The organism is Kitasatospora sp. NPDC085879, from assembly GCF_040686255.1.
In the GTDB taxonomy this organism is placed as follows: domain Bacteria; phylum Actinomycetota; class Actinomycetes; order Streptomycetales; family Streptomycetaceae; genus Kitasatospora.
The window spans coordinates 84,790-102,118 of sequence record NZ_JBFBJZ010000006.1; the positions used below are offsets into that span (position 1 = coordinate 84,790).

At 72.5% G+C, this 17,329-nt stretch carries 13 protein-coding genes; 6 read left to right on the forward strand and 7 right to left on the reverse strand.

Annotated elements, in window-relative coordinates:
• Positions 1–211: 211 nt before the first annotated feature.
• The 5 genes from AB0P35_RS06920 to pyk all read left to right on the forward strand — a co-directional run bounded on the left by AB0P35_RS06920 (position 212) and on the right by pyk (position 8,980).
• Entirely contained in the window at positions 212–1,585 is a 1,374-nt protein-coding gene (locus AB0P35_RS06920) for a maltokinase (RefSeq protein WP_095873103.1), read from the forward strand.
• On the forward strand, positions 1,582–3,969 hold the full coding sequence (glgB, locus tag AB0P35_RS06925; protein WP_363507729.1) for a 1,4-alpha-glucan branching enzyme: 2,388 nt from the start codon (positions 1,582–1,584) through the stop codon (positions 3,967–3,969). The genes AB0P35_RS06920 and glgB overlap by 4 nt, the downstream gene beginning before the upstream one ends.
• Positions 3,970–4,112: 143 nt before the next feature.
• A complete protein-coding gene (pta, locus tag AB0P35_RS06930; RefSeq protein ID WP_363507502.1) occupies positions 4,113–6,242 on the forward strand; it encodes a phosphate acetyltransferase in 2,130 nt (709 codons plus the stop codon).
• Positions 6,239–7,447, forward strand: coding sequence for an acetate kinase (locus AB0P35_RS06935; RefSeq protein WP_363507504.1), 1,209 nt, complete (start codon positions 6,239–6,241; stop codon positions 7,445–7,447). The genes pta and AB0P35_RS06935 overlap by 4 nt, the downstream gene beginning before the upstream one ends.
• 102 nt (positions 7,448–7,549) lie before the next feature.
• Positions 7,550–8,980: a pyruvate kinase gene (pyk, locus tag AB0P35_RS06940; RefSeq protein ID WP_363507507.1), complete on the forward strand. Its 1,431-nt coding sequence runs from the start codon at positions 7,550–7,552 to the stop codon at positions 8,978–8,980.
• A gap of 185 nt (positions 8,981–9,165) precedes the next feature.
• Here the strand turns inward: pyk and AB0P35_RS06945 are convergent, their stop codons facing one another.
• From AB0P35_RS06945 to trxA, 4 genes are all read right to left on the reverse strand, one after another.
• Entirely contained in the window at positions 9,166–10,407 is a 1,242-nt protein-coding gene (locus tag AB0P35_RS06945) for a hypothetical protein (RefSeq protein WP_363507510.1), read from the reverse strand.
• The gene (locus AB0P35_RS06950; protein ID WP_363507513.1) at positions 10,404–10,979 is read right to left on the reverse strand and encodes a DUF6114 domain-containing protein; all 576 of its coding nucleotides are present in this window, start codon (positions 10,977–10,979) and stop codon (positions 10,404–10,406) included. Before AB0P35_RS06950 ends, AB0P35_RS06945 begins: the two co-directional genes overlap by 4 nt.
• A 134-nt stretch (positions 10,980–11,113) precedes the next feature.
• Positions 11,114–11,779, reverse strand: a complete 666-nt coding sequence (locus AB0P35_RS06955) for a DUF6230 family protein (protein ID WP_095873109.1) — start codon at positions 11,777–11,779, stop codon at positions 11,114–11,116.
• Between the two features lie 614 nt (positions 11,780–12,393).
• On the reverse strand, positions 12,394–13,380 hold the full coding sequence (gene trxA / locus AB0P35_RS06960; protein ID WP_363507516.1) for a thioredoxin: 987 nt from the start codon (positions 13,378–13,380) through the stop codon (positions 12,394–12,396).
• Between the two features lie 365 nt (positions 13,381–13,745).
• On the opposite strand from trxA, the gene AB0P35_RS06965 reads away from it, so the two are divergent.
• Positions 13,746–14,396 (forward strand): TetR/AcrR family transcriptional regulator, encoded by a 651-nt coding sequence (locus tag AB0P35_RS06965; protein ID WP_095873111.1) that lies wholly within the window; start codon positions 13,746–13,748, stop codon positions 14,394–14,396.
• A gap of 126 nt (positions 14,397–14,522) precedes the next feature.
• Here the strand turns inward: AB0P35_RS06965 and AB0P35_RS06970 are convergent, their stop codons facing one another.
• The 3 genes from AB0P35_RS06970 to AB0P35_RS06980 all read right to left on the reverse strand — a co-directional run bounded on the left by AB0P35_RS06970 (position 14,523) and on the right by AB0P35_RS06980 (position 17,327).
• Complete coding sequence (locus AB0P35_RS06970; protein ID WP_363507519.1) at positions 14,523–16,208, reverse strand: methylmalonyl-CoA mutase family protein; 1,686 nt, start codon at positions 16,206–16,208, stop codon at positions 14,523–14,525.
• Positions 16,209–16,401: 193 nt separating this feature from the next.
• Complete coding sequence (locus tag AB0P35_RS06975) at positions 16,402–16,734, reverse strand: DUF3817 domain-containing protein (RefSeq protein WP_363507522.1); 333 nt, start codon at positions 16,732–16,734, stop codon at positions 16,402–16,404.
• Positions 16,735–16,799: 65 nt separating this feature from the next.
• Positions 16,800–17,327 carry a MarR family transcriptional regulator gene (locus AB0P35_RS06980; RefSeq protein ID WP_363507525.1) on the reverse strand — a complete coding sequence of 176 codons (528 nt, stop codon included), beginning with the start codon at positions 17,325–17,327 and terminating at the stop codon, positions 16,800–16,802.
• Positions 17,328–17,329 lie beyond the last annotated feature (2 nt).

The window sequence follows — 17,329 nt, forward strand, 5'->3', positions numbered from 1 at the left end:
GTGCCTCCGCCGCCGCGCCGCCGAAATCCGGAAGACTGACAGGCCCGGTGACGACCTCGGGCAGCCGGCCCGCTTCCGGGGAAAGGGAGTCATGTCCGAAACCTCCCGTTCTCAAGCCCATGTGCACCGCGACCTACCCGACGGCGCCCCCGGGCCCGTCGGCACGCGCGGGACCACGGGGCGGAGAACCACCGCCGGGGTCAGTGAACTCGTGGGAGCCGCCCTGCCGCTGATCGCCGACTGGCTCCCCACCCAGCGCTGGTACGCCGGGAAGGGGCGCCCGATCAGCGGGCTCACCCCGGTGGTGGGCACCCCCCTGCAGGTCGGCGACCCGACCCTGCTGCACCTGCTGCTGCGGGTGGAGCACGGCACCGGGGCGGCCGCCCAGGGCGACATCTACCAGCTGCTGCTCGGCATCCGTTCGAGCGAGCCGTCCGGGATCGGCCCGGGCGCCGTCCTGGGGCGGCTGGCCGGCGGCGGACCGCACGACGGCGCGATGCTCTACGACGCGGTGCACGACCCGGAGCTGACCGGCCGGCTGCTGGAGCACCTGGCCACCGGCGACCGGTTCGGCGCGCTCTCCTTCCGGCGCACTCCGGGCCCCGGCCTGCCGAGCAACCTGCCCGGCCGGGCCTCCACGGCCGAGCAGTCCAACAGCTCGGTGATCTACGGGACCTCCTTCATCCTGAAGCTGTTCCGCCGGATCAGCCCGGGCACCAACCCGGACCTCGAACTCTCGCTGGCGCTCTCCCGGGCCGGCTCCACCCGCATCCCGCGGGTCGCCGCCTGGTTCGAGTCCCGGCTGGAGCGATCGGAACCGGCCACACTCGGCCTGCTCCAGCGGTACCTCCCGGACGCCGAGGACGGCTGGGAGCTCGCCCTCGACCAGGTGGCGCGGCTCAAGGGCGACCCGTCGCCGGGCAACTTCGCGGTCGAGGCGCACCGGCTCGGCCGGGCCACCGCCGAGGTGCACCGGGTGCTGTCCCGTTCGATGCCCACCGCCCGCCTCGACCGGGCGGAGACCGGCCGGCTGGCCTGCGCGATGGCCGACCGGCTGGACAGCGCGGTCGCCGCGGTGCCCGGTCTGCTGCGCTACCGCTCGGCGCTGCGCGCGGCGTTCCAGCAGCTCACCGCGGACCACCTGGAGGGCCTGCCGGTCCAGCGGATCCACGGCGACCTGCACCTCGGCCAGGCCATGCGCACCCCGCACGGCTGGGTGCTGCTGGACTTCGAGGGCGAGCCCGCGAAGCCGCTGGCCGAGCGCCGGCTGCCACAGCCCGCGCTGCGCGACGTGGCGGCGATGCTGCGCTCCTTCGACTACGCGGCCGCGCACCTGCTCGCCGGGGCCCCGGGCCCCGACCCGGAGCTGGCCCACCTCGCGAACGCCTGGGCGGCCCGCAACCGCACGGCGTACTGCGCGGGGTACACGGCGGGCGGCGGGATGGACCCGGCGACCGCGCCGGAGCTGCTGCGCGCCCTGGAGATCGACAAGGCGGTGTACGAGGTCGTGTACGAGGCCCGGCACCGTCCGAGCTGGCTGCCGATCCCGCTGGCCGCCATCAACCGTCTGGCCCTGACCGTCTGACGCCCCCCAACACGCCACCAGGAGGACCCGACGTGACACCGCTCGGCCCCACGCCAGAAAGCTCCACCACCGCCCTGCCCGCAACCTTCCGGGCGGGCGCCGGCACGTCCGCGCCCGCCCGCCGGGCCCGGGCTGCCAAGCGGCGCGAGCCCGTGGCGCCGCCGCGGTCCGGCCCGCCGGCCTCCGCTCCGCTGCGGCTTCCGGAGGCGCCGCTGCCGCCCGCCGAGGTGGACCGGCTGGTCTCCGGTGTGCACCACGACCCGCACGCCCTGCTCGGCGCGCACGCCACCCTGGAGGGCACCGCGATCCGGGTGCTGCGCCCGTTCGCGGAGCGGGTCGTGGTGGTGACGGAGCACGGCCCGGCGGAGCTGACCCATCAGCAGTCCGGTCTGTTCACCGGGCTGCTGGTGGGCCGCGAGTTCCCGGCGTACCGGCTGGAGGTGACCTACCCGGGCGGCGGACCGCTGGAGCAGGAGGACGGCTACCGGGCGGCGCCCACCCTCGGCGAGCTCGACCTGCACCTGATCTCGGAGGGCCGGCACGAGCAGCTGTGGCGGGCGCTCGGCAGCCACGTCCGCGAGGTCGGCGGGGTGGCCGGCACCTCCTTCGCGGTCTGGGCGCCGAACGCGGTCGGGGTCCGGCTGGTCGGCGACTTCAACCACTGGGACGGCACCGGCCACCCGATGCGCTCGCTCGGCTCCTCGGGCATCTGGGAGCTGTTCGTCCCCGGCCTCGCCGAGGGCGCCACCTACAAGTACGAGATCCGCACCCGGCAGGGCTGGGTGCTGCAGAAGGCCGACCCGCTGGCCCGCGCCGCCCAGTGCCCGCCGGAGACCGCGTCGGTCGTGCACACCTCCGACTTCACCTGGGGCGACGCCGACTGGATGGCCCGGCGGGCCAGGACCGCGCACCACAAGGCGCCGATGTCGGTCTACGAGCTCCACCTGGCCTCCTGGCGGCCGGACCTGACGAGCTACCGCGAGATCGCCGAGGAGCTGCCCGGCTACCTCGCGGGCCTCGGCTTCACCCACGTCGAGTTCATGCCGGTGATGGAGCACCCGTTCGGCGGCTCCTGGGGCTACCAGGTCACCGGCTTCTACGCGCCGACCGCCCGGCTCGGCGGCCCGGACGACTTCAAGTACCTGGTGGACGCGCTGCACCGGGCCGGCATCGGCGTGATCGTCGACTGGGTGCCCGCGCACTTCCCGAAGGACGACTTCGGCCTGGCCCGTTTCGACGGCGAGCCGCTGTACGAGCCGGCCGACCCGCTGCGGGCCGAGCACCCGGACTGGGGCACCCTGGAGTTCGACTACGGCCGCACCGAGGTGCGGAACTTCCTGGTCGCCAACGCGGTGTACTGGTGCGAGGAGTTCCACGTCGACGGCCTGCGGGTGGACGCCGTCGCCTCGATGCTCTACCTCGACTACTCCCGCGAGGGCGGCGCCTGGTCGCCGAACGTCTTCGGCGGCCGGGAGAACCTCGACGCCGCCTCGTTCCTTCAGGAAATGAACGCGACGGTGTACCGCCGCTGCCCCGGCGTGCTCACCATCGCCGAGGAGTCGACCGCGTGGGACGGCGTCACCCGCCCCACCGACAGCGGCGGCCTCGGCTTCGGCCTGAAGTGGAACATGGGCTGGATGCACGACTCGCTGGTGTACATGTCCAAGGAGCCGGTGCACCGCAAGTACCACCACAACGAGATGACCTTCTCGATGGTGTACGCCTATTCCGAGAACTACATCCTGCCGATCTCGCACGACGAGGTGGTGCACGGCAAGCAGGCGCTGGTCGCCAAGATGCCCGGCGACTGGTGGCAGCAGCGGGCCAACCACCGGGCGTACCTGGGCTTCATGTGGGCCCACCCGGGCAAGCAACTGCTCTTCATGGGCCAGGAGTTCGCGCAGGGCGCCGAGTGGGACCACGAGCACGGCCCGCAGTGGTGGGTGCTCGCGGACGACTGGCCGGCCGCGGCGGACCACCTCGGCGTCCGGCGGCTGGTCGGCGAGCTCAACCGCACCTACCGCGCCACCCCGGCGCTCTGGGAGCAGGACACCGTCCCGGCCGGCTTCCGCTGGCTGGACGGCGGCGCCGCCGACGACAACGTGCTCTCCTTCGTCCGGTACGCCGTCGACGGCACCCCGCTGGTCGCGGTCTGCAACTTCTCCCCGGTGGTCCGGCACGGCTTCCGGGTCGGCCTGCCGAAGCTGCCCGGCGGCGACCAGCTGTGGGAGGAGGCGCTGAACACCGACGCCGAGGAGTACGGCGGCAGCGGCATCGGCAACTCCCACCCCGTCAAGGCCGAGGCCACCGCCTGGAACGGCCAGGACCGCAGCGCCGAGCTGGTTCTCCCGCCGCTCTCCACCCTCTGGCTCCGCCCGGCCTGACGGCTCCGTCACCGGTACCGAGGCCCCGGGGCGCCGCCCCCGGGGCCTTCGTGTGCCCGTCCCGGGCCGACCACGTGGGACCACTTGTGCCCGGGTAAGGTCGACAGTGACCGCTTCCCGGACGGCAGGACGGAGTGAGCCGCGTGGCGCGCAGCGTGTACGTGACCGGCATCGACCGGGGGGACGGCCGGCAGGCCGTCGAACTCGGGGTCATGGAACTGCTGGCCCGCCAGGTGGACACGGTCGGCGTCTTCCGGCCGCTGGTGCACGCGGAGGACGGCGAGAAGGGCTCCGACCACGTCGTCGAGCTGCTGCGCTCCCGCTACCGGGTCGAGCTCCCGGCGGACGACCTGTACGGCCTCGGCTACGAGGAGGCGGCCGCCCTGCAGGCCGCGCACGGCCAGGACGAGCTGGTGTCGGTGCTGGTCGACCGGTTCCGGGCGGTGGAGCGGCGCTGCCAGGCGGTGCTGGTGCTGGGCACCGACTTCGCGGGCACCAACATCCCGGACGAGCTGGCCTTCAACGCCCGGCTCGCCAACGAGTTCGGCGCCTGGGTGCTGCCGGTGGTCGGCGGCCAGGACGAGGACCCGCAGGCGGTGGTGGCGGAGGTCCGCAACGCCCACCGGGCCTACACCGACCTCGGCTGCTCGGCCCTGGCGATGATCGCCAACCGGGTCGCGCCCGCGGCGAAGCAGCGGATCCTGCGGACGCTCGGCGAGAAGCTGCCGGTGCCGGTGTACGTGATCCCCGAGGAGCCCTCGCTGTCGGCGCCGACCGTGGCGCAGCTGGTCGAGGCGACCGGCGCCGAGGTGCTGCTGGGCGACGCCGCCGGTCTGGCCCGGGACGTGCGCTCCTTCGTCTTCGGCGGCGCGATGCTGCCGACCTTCCTCACCGCGCTGACCGAGGGCGCCCTGGTGGTGACCCCGGGCGACCGGGCGGACCTGCTGATCGGTGCACTGGCCGCGCACGCGGCGGGGGCGCCGCCGATCGCCGGGGTGCTGCTCACCCTGGGGCAGCACCCGGGGGCGAACGTGCTGGCGCTGGCGGCCCGGCTGGCGCCCGGGACGCCGGTCGCGATGGTGCCGGAGGGCAGCTGGCTGACCGCGGCCGCGCTCACCCATCTGGAGGGCCGGATCGGCCCGGACAGCCACCGCAAGGCGGAGACCGCCCTCGGCCTGTTCGAACTCCACGTGGACACCGTGGAGTTGACCAAGCGGATCGAGCTGTCCCGGTCCGAGCGGGTGACCCCGATGATGTTCGAGCACGCGCTGCTGGAGCGGGCCCGCGCCGAGCGCCGGCACATCGTGCTGCCGGAGGGCACCGAGGAGCGGGTGCTGCGCGCCGCCGAGGTGCTGCTGCGCCGCAACATCTGCGACCTGACCCTGCTGGGCGAGCCGGACGCGGTGCAGCGGCGGGCGGCCTCGCTGGGCCTGGAGCTGCCGCACCCGGAGGAGGCCGCGGACCGGGCCCGGCTGCGGATCGTCGACCCGGCGACCAGCCCGCTGCGCGAGGGCTTCGCCGAGCTGTACGCGAAGGCGCGGGCGCACAAGGGCATGACGCTGGAGCGCGCCCTGGACGTGGTCACCGACGTGTCGTACTTCGGCACCCTGATGGTGCAGGAGGGCATTGCCGACGGAATGGTGTCCGGCGCGGTGCACTCGACCGCGGCGACCATCCGGCCGGCCTTCGAGGTGATCAAGACGGCGCCTGGTGCGGCGATCGTCTCCTCGGTGTTCTTCATGTGCCTGGCCGACCGGGTCCTGGTGTACGGCGACTGCGCGGTGAACCCGGATCCGGACGCCCGGCAGCTGGCCGACATCGCCGTGCAGTCCGCGGAGACCGCCGCGCAGTTCGGGGTGGAGCCGCGGGTCGCGATGCTGTCGTACTCGACGGGCACCTCGGGTTCGGGCGCGGACGTGGACAAGGTGCGGGAGGCGACCGCGATCCTCCGTCGGGAGCGGCCGGACCTCCTGGTCGAGGGCCCGATCCAGTACGACGCGGCGGTGGACCCGCACGTCGCGGCGACCAAGCTGCCGGGCTCGGCGGTGGCCGGCCGGGCCACCGTGCTGGTCTTCCCGGATCTCAACACCGGCAACAACACCTACAAGGCGGTGCAGCGCTCGGCCGGCGCGGTGGCGGTCGGCCCGGTGCTGCAGGGCCTGCGCAAGCCGGTGAACGACCTGTCCCGCGGCGCGCTCGTCGAGGACATCGTCAACACGGTCGCGATCACCGCCATCCAGTCGCAGCGTCCCGTCGAAGGAGCCGAGCAGTGACCGAAGGAACGCTGGTCCTCGTCCTGAACGCGGGGTCCTCTTCCGTGAAGTACCAGCTCATCGACATGCTGGACGGCTCCCGTCCGGCCGCCGGGCTGGTGGAGCGGATCGGCGAGGCGAACGGGCGGCTGGTGCACACGCCGCCCGCCGGGGAGCGGCGCGAGCGGCTGCGGGTGTTCGCCGACCACGCCGAAGCGCTCGCCGCGATCGCCGAGGAGCTCGCCGCGGACGGCCTGGGGCTGGACTCCCCCGACCTGGCCGCGATCGGCCACCGGGTGGTGCACGGCGGTCAGCGGTTCGCGGCGCCGACGCTGATCGACGACGAGGTGGTGGCGGAGATCCGCCGGCTGATCCCGGTGGCGCCGCTGCACAACCCGGCGAACATCATGGGCATCGAGGTGGCCCGCGCGCTCCGGCCGGACCTGCCGCAGGTCGCCGTCTTCGACACCGCCTTCCACACCACGGTGCCGGAGGCCGCCGCCCGGTACGCGATCGACCGGAAGACGGCCGAGCAGCACCGGGTGCGGCGGTACGGCTTCCACGGCACCTCGCACCAGTACGTCTCCCGGGCGGCGGCCCGACTGCTCGGCCGCGACCCGGTGGAGCTGAACGTGATCGTGCTGCACCTCGGCAACGGGGCCTCGGCCTCGGCGGTGACCGGCGGGGTCTGCGTGGAGACGTCGATGGGCCTGACCCCGCTGGAGGGCCTGGTCATGGGCACCCGCTCGGGCGACGCGGACCCGGGCCTGGTCTTCCACCTGCACCGGGTGGGCGGCCTGACGATCGATGAGATCGACGACCTGCTGAACCGTCGCAGCGGTCTGATCGGGCTGTGCGGGGACAACGACATGCGCGAGGTGCTGCGCCGGGCCGATGAGGGCGACGAGGACGCGCAGCTGGCCTTCGACGTGTACGTGCACCGGCTGCGCAAGTACATCGGGGCGTACTACGCGGTGCTGGGGCGGGTGGACGCGGTGGTGTTCACCGCCGGGGTGGGCGAGAACGCGGCGCCCGTCCGGGCGGCGGCCTGCGCGGGGCTGTCGGCGCTGGGCATCGAGGTGGACCCGGCGCTGAACGCGGTCCGCTCGGGTGCGGCGCGGGTGATCTCGCCGGAGCACGCGCGGGTGACGGTGGCGGTGGTGCCCACCGACGAGGAGCTGGAGATCGCCCGCCAGGCCTTCGCGCTGGTGCACGACGACATTTGAGATGACATCCCGTCAGCGTCCCACCCTTCGGGATGGTTCGTTGACGATTTCTCCGGATTCGGGCGCCATGCACCGATAACTCGAACGGATAGACTGACGGATATGCGCCGAGCGAAAATTGTCTGCACCCTGGGTCCGGCGACGGACTCCTACGAACAGCTGAAGGCCATCGTCGAAGCGGGCATGAACGTCGCCCGACTCAACATGAGCCACGGCTCCCACGCGGAGCACGAGGAGCGGTACCGCAAGGTCCGCCAGGTGTCCGAGGACACCGGCCGCACCATCGGTGTGCTGGCCGACCTGCAGGGCCCGAAGATCCGGCTGGCCACCTTCGCCAACGGACCGGTGACCGTCGACAACGGCGACACCTTCACGATCACCACCGAGGATGTGCCCGGGGACCAGCACATCTGCGGCACCACCTACAAGGGCCTGCCCGGCGACGTGAAGCCCGGCGACCCGATCCTGATCAACGACGGCGTCATCGCCCTGGAGGTCGTCAGCGTCGACGGCCCGCGGGTGAAGACCGTGGTGGTCGAGGGCGGCGTGCTCTCGAACAACAAGGGCATCAACCTGCCCGGCGCGGCCGTCAACGTGCCCGCCCTCTCCGAGAAGGACAAGGAAGACCTGCGGTTCGCCCTCCAGCTGGGCGTCGACATGGTCGCGCTGTCCTTCGTGCGCAACGCGGCCGACATCGACGACGTCCACAAGGTGATGGACGAGATCGGCATCCGCGTCCCGGTCATCGCGAAGATCGAGAAGCCGCAGGCCGTCGAGGCCATGGAGGAGATCGTCCTCGCCTTCGACGCGATCATGGTGGCCCGCGGCGACCTGGCCGTCGAGTACCCGCTGGAGCGGGTGCCGCTGGTGCAGAAGCAGCTGATCACCCTGGCCCGCCGCAACGCCAAGCCGGTGATCGTCGCCACCCAGATGATGGAGTCGATGATCCACGCCTCGCGGCCGACCCGCGCCGAGGTGTCCGACGTCGCCAACGCGATCCTGGACGGCACGGACGCGGTCATGCTCTCCGCGGAGTCCAGCGTCGGCAAGTACCCGGTCGAGACGGTCAGGACCATGAGCCGGATCGCCGAGAAGGCCGAGGAGGAGCTGCTCTCGCAGGGCCTCCAGCCGCTGAACCCGGGCCGCAAGCCGCGCACCCAGGGCGGCTCGATCGCCCGTGCCGCGTGCGAGCTCGGCGACTTCCTGAACGGCAAGGCCCTGGTCGCGTTCACCAAGTCCGGTGACACCGCCCGCCGCCTGTCCCGCTACCGCTCGCCGATCCCGGTGATCGCGTTCACCCCGGACGCCGCCACCCGCAACCAGCTCTCGCTCAGCTGGGGCGTCGAGGCGTACGTGACCGAGCAGGTCGAGACCACCGACGAGATGGTGCAGCAGGTCGACCGCGAGCTGCTGCGCCTGAACCGCCTCGCCGGGGGCGACACCGTGATCGTCACCGCCGGTTCGCCCCCCGGCGTCCCCGGCAACACCAACATGGTCCAGGTCCACCACCTGGGCAGCCGCGACGGCCACTGACACCCGGCGCACACCGCCCGCGGGGCGGCCCTCTCCGACGAGGAGGGGGCCGTCCCGCGGGCGTTCCTGGCGGCCGGGGTCGTGGCAGGTGACGGCGGAGGCTCGGTCGGCGCGGCCGGGGGAACGCCGACGGCCCGGCCGGAGGGATCCGGCCGGGCCGTGCGGGTGCGGTGCGGTGCGGCGGCTCAGCCGTCGTACGGCTGGTCGTCGTTGAACAGGTGCATGCCCGGGATCTTCAGGGTGCCGCCGAACTGGCCGGCCTGGACGGCCTTGGCCTTGTCCAGGGTGATGTCCAGCGGGATGGGCACGCTGCCGATCAGGTCCCAGAGCCACTTGGGCAGGGTGTCCGGGGTGAGGGTGATCTCGCCCAGGTCGATCGGGATGGGCAGGCCGTAGATCGCCGAGAGATGGCCGGAGAGGCTCTCCACGTACATGGTGATCGGGCCGTTGCGCATGGTGGAGGTGGTGCCGGGCGCGGCCTGCACGTGGAAGGTCTTGCCCTTCACCTCGATCGTCGACATGTCGAGATCGCCGATGTCCACCGAGGCGGTGGTGAACTTCAGGACGCGCTTGCTGCCGGTCGGCGTCTTCACGTCGTACACGCCGTTGAAGACCGAGCCGTGCAGGGCGAGCTTGCTGGAGTGCAGCGTCCAGTTCTGCTCGGGCACCACGTCGCCCTTCGGCGCCGCCTTGGCCTTCTCCTTGCTGGTGTCGACCAGGCAGTTCGGGCCGGTGGCCGAGGGCGAGGGGGTGGCGGACGGGCTCGCCGGGGCGGCCGCGGAGCTGCCGGCCGTGGTCGGCGCGCTCGGCGAGGCGGTGGCCCGCGGCACGACGGTGGCGCTCGTGGTCACCGTCGGGTGCGCGGTCGGGGCCGGGGTGGTCGCCGGCTTGCCGGTCGCGCTCGGGGTCGGCGTGGGCGTCGGCGTGGACCCGCCCGGGTGGAAGATCCCGTCCAGGATGTCGCCGATCAGGTCGTGCGAGCCGGCCGCGCCGGCGGTCGGCGTGGCCGAGGCGCTCGGAGCGGGCTGCGCGGCCTGGGGCTGCGCGGCGACGACGTTGGGCTTGGCCGCGGTGGCCGTGGCGGTCGGGACGGGCAGCTTCACCGCCGACGGCGAGGCCGCCGGGGCGGGCTTCTTGGTGGCCGGCGCCTTGACGCTCGCGGTCGGCGCGGGCAGGACCTTGATCTCGCTCTTGGGGACGGGCGTCTCCTCGAGCACGGTGTCCGGCGCGCTGGCGCACGGCTTGTCCGACTGGGTGTCGGCCACGGCGAGCGTGGTCGGCGTGTAGGCGGCGCCGACCAGCATGGCGGTCGGCACGGCGGCGATCGCCATGACCCGGCCGCGGATCCGCCTGCGGACGCTCGTCCGCGGAGCGGCGTGGCGCGGCCCGGGCACGGACGCGGCGGTGGACTCGTCCCGGTCGGTCACCGCGGCTCCTGCGGATCTGCGGCGGGCGCGGCGCTGTCGGCCGCCTCCGCAGGGGTCTGCTGGGCCGGCAGCAGCGGCTGGGTGGTCTCCGCCGGGGCCTCGGCTGCGTACTCGGCCGTGGCCGCCTCGACGGTGCCCTCATCGGCGGACAGGTCCGCCGCGGCGACCGGCTTGAGCGGCGCCCAGGCCATCAGCAGGCCGCCGGCCATCAGGCCGAGGATCAGGCCGAAGCCGAAGCCGCCCAGGTTGGAGACCGGGATCGAGATGAGCGCGAGCAGCGTGGTCGCCACGCCGCAGAAGATCCGCACCAGCGGCTGGAACCACGCGGTCAGGCCGAGGCAGATCATCAGGACACCGATGATCAGCGAGCCGGCGCCCGCGGTGGTGGCCATCGACACGGTCATGCCGCTGAGGTTGAGCTTGGCGTACGGGAAGTACAGGATGGGCAGGCCGGCGATCATGGCCAGCAGGCCGCCCCAGAAGGGCCGCGTGCGGCGCCAGTTGCGGAACCGCAGCCGCAGGTTGATGCCGCCGTCGTGCTCGGGCCACGCCTGGGCAGTTGCGCTGGACACGATGCAACTCCTCGATGGTTCGCTGCGAGGTGGAGAGAACTCCTGAGCGGCGGCCGGGAGGGGGCTGCTGCCCCACCCCGGCCGCGGGAGATCCGTCGGGACGGCGCGCCGTGCGGCGCACCGTCAGACGAGGATCAGTAGCACTCCTTGCCGTTGCCGTCGTCACCGACGTACAGCTTCAGGTCCAGGCCGTTCAGCTTGAAGGTGCCGGCCGAGGTGGCCCACGCGGTCTGCTTCACGTTGGTCAGGTGCGCGTGGGGCGCGGCCTGCGCGAAGCCCAGCGCGCCGGACGGCTTGCCGGTGCCGAGCGCGCTCTTCCAGTTGGCGGTGGCCGTGCCCTTGAGGGTGGAGGCGTCCTGGCCGATGTTGATGTCGGTGAACTCGGCGTCGGCGCTCAGCTGGTCGAGGTCGATCAGCAGGTTCTTCGCGCTGACCTGCTTGTTGACGTCGTCGCTCTTGCCGGCCTCGAGGCGCAGCGTCACCTTCGGCAGCTTCAGGCCGAGCAGCGAGGGCTCGCTGACCACGGACTGGCACATGCCCTTGATGGTGGCGGAGTCGAAGGCCGAGATGGCCACCGCGTGCGGCGTGCCGTTGGTCTCGACGTCGAAGGAGCCGAACTGGGCGAAGTTGTCACCCTGCAGGTCTTCGGCGCTGACCTTGAACTTCTGGCCGGAGACGTTGAACGAGGCGGCGAGCGCGTTGTTGGCAAGAGCCACGCCGATCGCCGCGGTGGCGGCGATGCCCGGCACCATGGCGATGCCGAAGCGCTTCCAGCTGGTCTTGCCGAAAGTCTGGGACATGCGTGTGTCCTCCTTCTAGGACGTACATCTCCGGCCGTGTCCGGTGCGTCCCGCACCGGCCTCGGCCTGGGATGGGAGAGAGCTACGTCCTCGGTAGCGGAGAGCGCCAGCGCGTCGTGGGCCGACGGGCATGGCGATCACCCCCGAGCGACAACCGGCGACCGCACGGCTGCGCGGTCGCAGAAAGGACAGGAACCGCGTGTGGGATCTGCGGCTACCCCCCTGCCCTCCAACCGCCGACCGGGGTCGGCGGTTACCCGATGGGGATTCCCTTGACGGGACCGGGCGTGGCCGATCGTGCTGGAATCCCGGGCTGAGCACAAGGGGTCGATTACTGACGGGTAATCCAACAAGAGATGCCGTTGATCATGGAATCGAAGGTTCAGTCACTCTCCGTGACATTCGCCCCGGAGGGCGCTTCCGCAATCCGCAGGAAACGCCGCTGAAACACCTCGGCCGGTCACCAAACGTGACCGGCCGAACCGTGTTGTCAAGATTTGATTAAGCTCTACGAAATCTCCTGGAATGTCGCCAAATCCCCAGCGACACCGCAGGTCACACGCCGTGCCACCGACCCTGCGCCGAGCCGCCGCACGGGGCCCGGCGCACCGCCGTCAGAACAGCACCCGGGCCAGCGCGCCGCGCGCCGCGACGACCCGCGGATCGTCCGGGCCGATCACCTCGAAGAGCTCCAGCAGCCGCAACCGGGCGGTGTCCCGGTCCTCGCCGGCCGTCCGGCCGACGGTGTCGACCAGCCGCCCGAAGGCGTCCTCGACATGCCCGCCCACCAGGTCCAGGTCGGCCGCGCGCAGCTGCGCCTCGACGTCCTTCGGCGCGCCGGCGGCCGCCGCCCGCACCTGCTGGGCGTCCATGCCCTCGACCCGCTGCAGCAGCTGGGCCTGAGCCAGGCCCAGCCTGGCCTCGGTGTTGCCCGGCTGGTCGACCAGCACGTTCCGGTACGCCTGGACGGCGCCGCCCAGGTCGCCTCGGTCCAGCGCGTCGTGCGCGGCCTCCAGCGCCGGGTCGGACGGCACCCGCGGGGCCTGAGCCGCGCCCTCGCCGCCGGCCGTGCCCTCGGCCAGGCCGGTGATGCCGAAGCGCTGCTCGGCGACGGCGATCAGCTGGTCCAGGATCTTGCGGACGTTGGCCTCGTTCTCGGCGCCCTGGAACAGCGGGACGAGCTGGCCCGCCACCACCGCCATCACGGCCGGGATGCCCTGGATGCCGAACTGCTGGGCGATCAGCTGGTTGGCGTCGACATCGATCTTGGCGAGCACGATCCGGCCGGCGTACTCCTCGGCCAGGCGCTCCAGGATCGGACTGAGCTGCTTGCACGGGCCGCACCACTCGGCCCAGAAGTCGACCACCACGGGGACCTCGGTCGAGCGCTGCACGACCTCGGTCTCGAAGGTGTCCTCGGTGACGTCGAGGACCAACTGGTAGGGCGCGGGTGCGGTGTCGCCGCCGGCCGCGGCCTGGCGGGCCCGCTCGGCCCGGGCCTGCTCGGCCTTCTGGGCCGCCTCGCCGGCCGCCTTGACCGCGGCGAGGTCGACCGCTCCGCGCAGGGCGGCGCTGTTGAGACGCGAATTCCGTGACTGCATGGCTCCATCCTCCCCCGTCCGCACGGGTGACGGGCGCCAACCGGCCGGAAACATCGCCGAGCCGTCGCGCCTGCGCCACCCGCCCGTGCGACGGGGGCTGCCTCCCGGTGTAGCCCGCTGCCGGCGCGAATCCCCATTCGCGCCCCGCTCCGGCCCGATCCCATGGGCACGGCGCGTGGTTGCCGCTCTTTCGCTACGAGTCGTAGCGTATCTGCATCCCGGGCCCGTCCCGCAAGACCCCCTCGGCGCTCCGGGACGTGACCTGCCCCACTTTCGGCGGGTCGGTAGGTGCTGACCGGGACCTTCGGTCGCTACCGTTGCCCGAACGACCAAGTTACCCACCAGTACATCAGCTAGGAGGCTCGGTGGCCCCCACCACCCAGCAGCCGGCTGCTCCGGACGGAACCGCCCTCCCCCGCGGCAAGGGCCGTCCCCGCAGCGCTGCCGCCGACCGGGCGATCCTCGATGCGACCCGCGAAGCCCTCGCCGAACTCGGCTGGGGCGGCCTCACCATGGGCGACGTCGCCACCCGCGCAGGCGTCGCCAAGACCACCCTCTACCGGCGCTGGCCGTCCAAGAACGAACTCGTCGTGGACGCCGTCGCCAGCCTCTTCGACGAACTGGAGATGGCCGACCTGGGCAGCCTGCGGGCGGACATCGCCGCGACCGTCGCCCAGTTCGCCGACCTGCTCGCCCGGCCCGAGTCGCAGGCCGCCCTGATGGCGCTCTTCGCCGAGGGCAGCCGGGACCCGCTGCTGCGGCGGCGCATCCGGGAGCGGATCGTCGACCCGCAGAAGCACCTGGTGCGGACCGGGCGGGCCAACGCCCAGGCCCGCGGGGAGCTCCGCTCGGACCAGGACGAGGCCTCGGCCTGCGAGGAGATCGACCTCGTCTTCGACATGATCGCGGGCGCCGTCGAACACCGCCTCCTGGTCGCCGGCGAGCCCATCACCCCGCGCTGGCTCGACCGCTTCACCACGCTCATGCTCAGCGCACTCGTCGGCCTCGACGGCTGACACAGGGCCCCGCTCAGGCGCACCACGAGCAGGGGCGCGGGGTACTGCGCGAGTCGGAAGGCACACCGTGCTCTCCCGCTCCGCGCAGTACCCCGCGCCCCTGGTGGTTACCCTCTGCGTTCGCCCCTAGAAGGCCGCGGTCTCGCGGTAGATGCCCCACTCGTCGCGCAGGGCGTTGCAGATCTCGCCGAGGGTCGCCTCGGCGCGGACGGCCTGCAGCATCGGCGGGATCATGTTCTCGCCGGAGCGGGCGGCGGCCAGCATGGCCTCCAGGCCGGCCTTGACGCCGGCCTCGTCCCGCGCCGCCTTACGCGCCGCGAGCACCCGCACCTGCTCCCGCTCCACCTCGTGGCTGACCCGCAGGATCTCCAGTTCGGGGGTGACGGACTTCGGGTGGCAGTTGACGCCGACGACCCGCTTCTCGTCCTTCTCCAGGGACCGCTGGTACTGGAAGGCGGCCTCGGCGATCTCGCCGGTGAACCAGCCCTCCTCGATGCCCCGCAGGATGCCGGAGGTCATCGGGCCGATCTCGTGGGCCTCGTTGCCCTTGTCGAGGATCCGCTGGAAGATCGCCTCGGCCTGGGCCTCGATCCGGTCGGTGAGCGCCTCCACGTACCAGGAGCCGCCGAGCGGGTCGGCGACGTTGGCGACGCCGGTCTCCTCCATCAGCACCTGCTGGGTCCGCAGGGCGATCTCCGCCGCCTGCGCGGAGGGCAGCGCGAGGGTCTCGTCGAGGGCGTTGGTGTGCAGCGAGTTGGTGCCGCCGAGGACGGCGGAGAGCGCCTCGACGGCGGTGCGCACCACGTTGTTGTAGGGCTGCTGGGCGGTGAGCGAGACGCCGGCGGTCTGGGTGTGGAAGCGCAGCCACTGGGCCTTGTCGGTCTTGGCGCCGAAGCGGTCGCGCATCCAGCGGGCCCAGATGCGGCGGGCGGCGCGGAACTTGGCGATCTCCTCGAAGAAGTCGAGGTGGGCGTCGAAGAAGAAGGACAGGCCGGGGGCGAAGACGTCCACGTCCAGGCCGCGGGAGAGGCCGAGCTCGACGTAGGCGAAGCCGTCGGCGAGGGTGTAGGCCAGCTCCTGGGCGGCCGTGGCCCCGGCCTCGCGGATGTGGTAGCCGGAGACGGAGAGCGGCTTGTAGGCGGGGATGCCCTGCGCGCAGTACTCCATCAGGTCGCCGATCAGGCGCAGGTGCGGCTCGGGGGCGAAGAGCCACTCCTTCTGCGCGATGTACTCCTTGAAGATGTCCGTCTGCAGGGTGCCGTTGAGCACGGCGGGGTCGACGCCCTGGCGCTCGGCGGCGACGAGGTACATGCAGAAGATCGGGACGGCCGGGCCGCTGATCGTCATCGAGGTGGTGACGTCGCCGAGCGGGATGCTGTCGAAGAGGACGTCCATGTCCGCGGCGGAGTCGATGGCGACGCCGCAGTGGCCCACCTCGCCGAGCGACTTGGCGTCGTCGGAGTCGTAGCCCATGAGGGTCGGCATGTCGAAGGCGACGGAGAGGCCGCCGCCGCCGGCCTCCAGGATCATCCGGTAGCGCTCGTTGGTCTGCTGGGCGTTGCCGAAGCCGGCGAACTGGCGGATGGTCCAGGTGCGGCCGCGGTAGCCGGTGGCGTGCAGGCCGCGGGTGTAGGGGTACTCGCCGGGCCAGCCGATCCGTTCGAAGCCCTCGACGGGCTGACCGGCGGGCGGGCCGTAGACGGGCTCGACCTCGTCACCGGACAGGGTGGTGAAGTCGGCGTCGCGCTTGCGGGCCTTGTCGTACCGCTGCTGCCAGCGCAGGCGGCCGGCCTCGATCTCCTCGGCGTCCATCGACTACGAGCTCCACTCCGTGCGGCCGCCGCGGTCGGGCGGGCGGCGATTGCTAGGACGTCCTACTAATTTACTCGGACGTCCTACTATCTGTCGACGGCACGCCGTCCGGGAAGTCGACCCGCCGGACCGGGAACGCCGAAGCCCCTCCCCGGGGCGGGGAGGGGCTTCGGGTCGCAGAGGCGGGCGGGGCTCACGCGGAGACCGGCTCCGGGGCCTCGATCAGCGGGGCGACGTCGCGGGAGACCTTGCGCTCCACGAAGAAGACGGCGGTCGGGATCGTGCCGGCCAGCAGCACCCAGGCGAGCCTGCCCATCGGCCACTTCGCCTTGGTGCCCAGGTCGAAGGCGAGCACCAGGTAGACCACGTACAGCCAGCCGTGCGCGATGCCGACGGCGCTGGTGAAGCCGCTCGCGCCCGAGATGTCCAGCACGTACTTGGCGATCACGCCGGCGGTCAGCAGGATCAGCAGGACGCCGGTGATGTACGCCAGCGCCCGGTATCGGGTCAGCACGCTCTGCTTCATACCGACGAGGGTAACCGCAGGCGACGGCCGCTCCGGCCGCACCCCCGCCGGACGCACCGGCCGCGTCAGGCCCCGCCGCCCTCGCCGGGCGGGGCGAAGTCGCCGGCCGCCACCCGCAGCGGGCGGAGCAGGTCGAACACCTGCTGGCAGTGGTCGGCGTCGTAGCCCTCCAGGCCGAAGTCGACGGCCATGAGTTCGCGGGTGGCCTGCTCGACCACCTCGCGGCCGCGGTCGGTGATCGCCGCGAGGACGCCGCGGCCGTCGGCGGGGTTGGGCCGGCGGGCGACCAGGCCGTCCCGCTCCAGGCGGTCGACGGTGTTGGTGACGCTCGTGGGGTGCACCATGAGCCGCTCGCCGATCTTGGAGAGCGGCAGCTGGCCGGTCCGGCTGAAGGTGAGCAGCACCAGGGCCTCGTACCGGGCGAACGTGAGGCCGTAGGGCTTCACCACGGCGTCCACCCGGGACAGCAGGATCTGGTGGGCGCGCATCACCGAGGTGATCGCCGCCATGGACGGGACGGCGCCCCAACGGCGGGTCCACAGTTCGTCGGCGCGGGCGATCGGGTCGAAGTCGAGGGCGAGGGGCTTGGGCACAC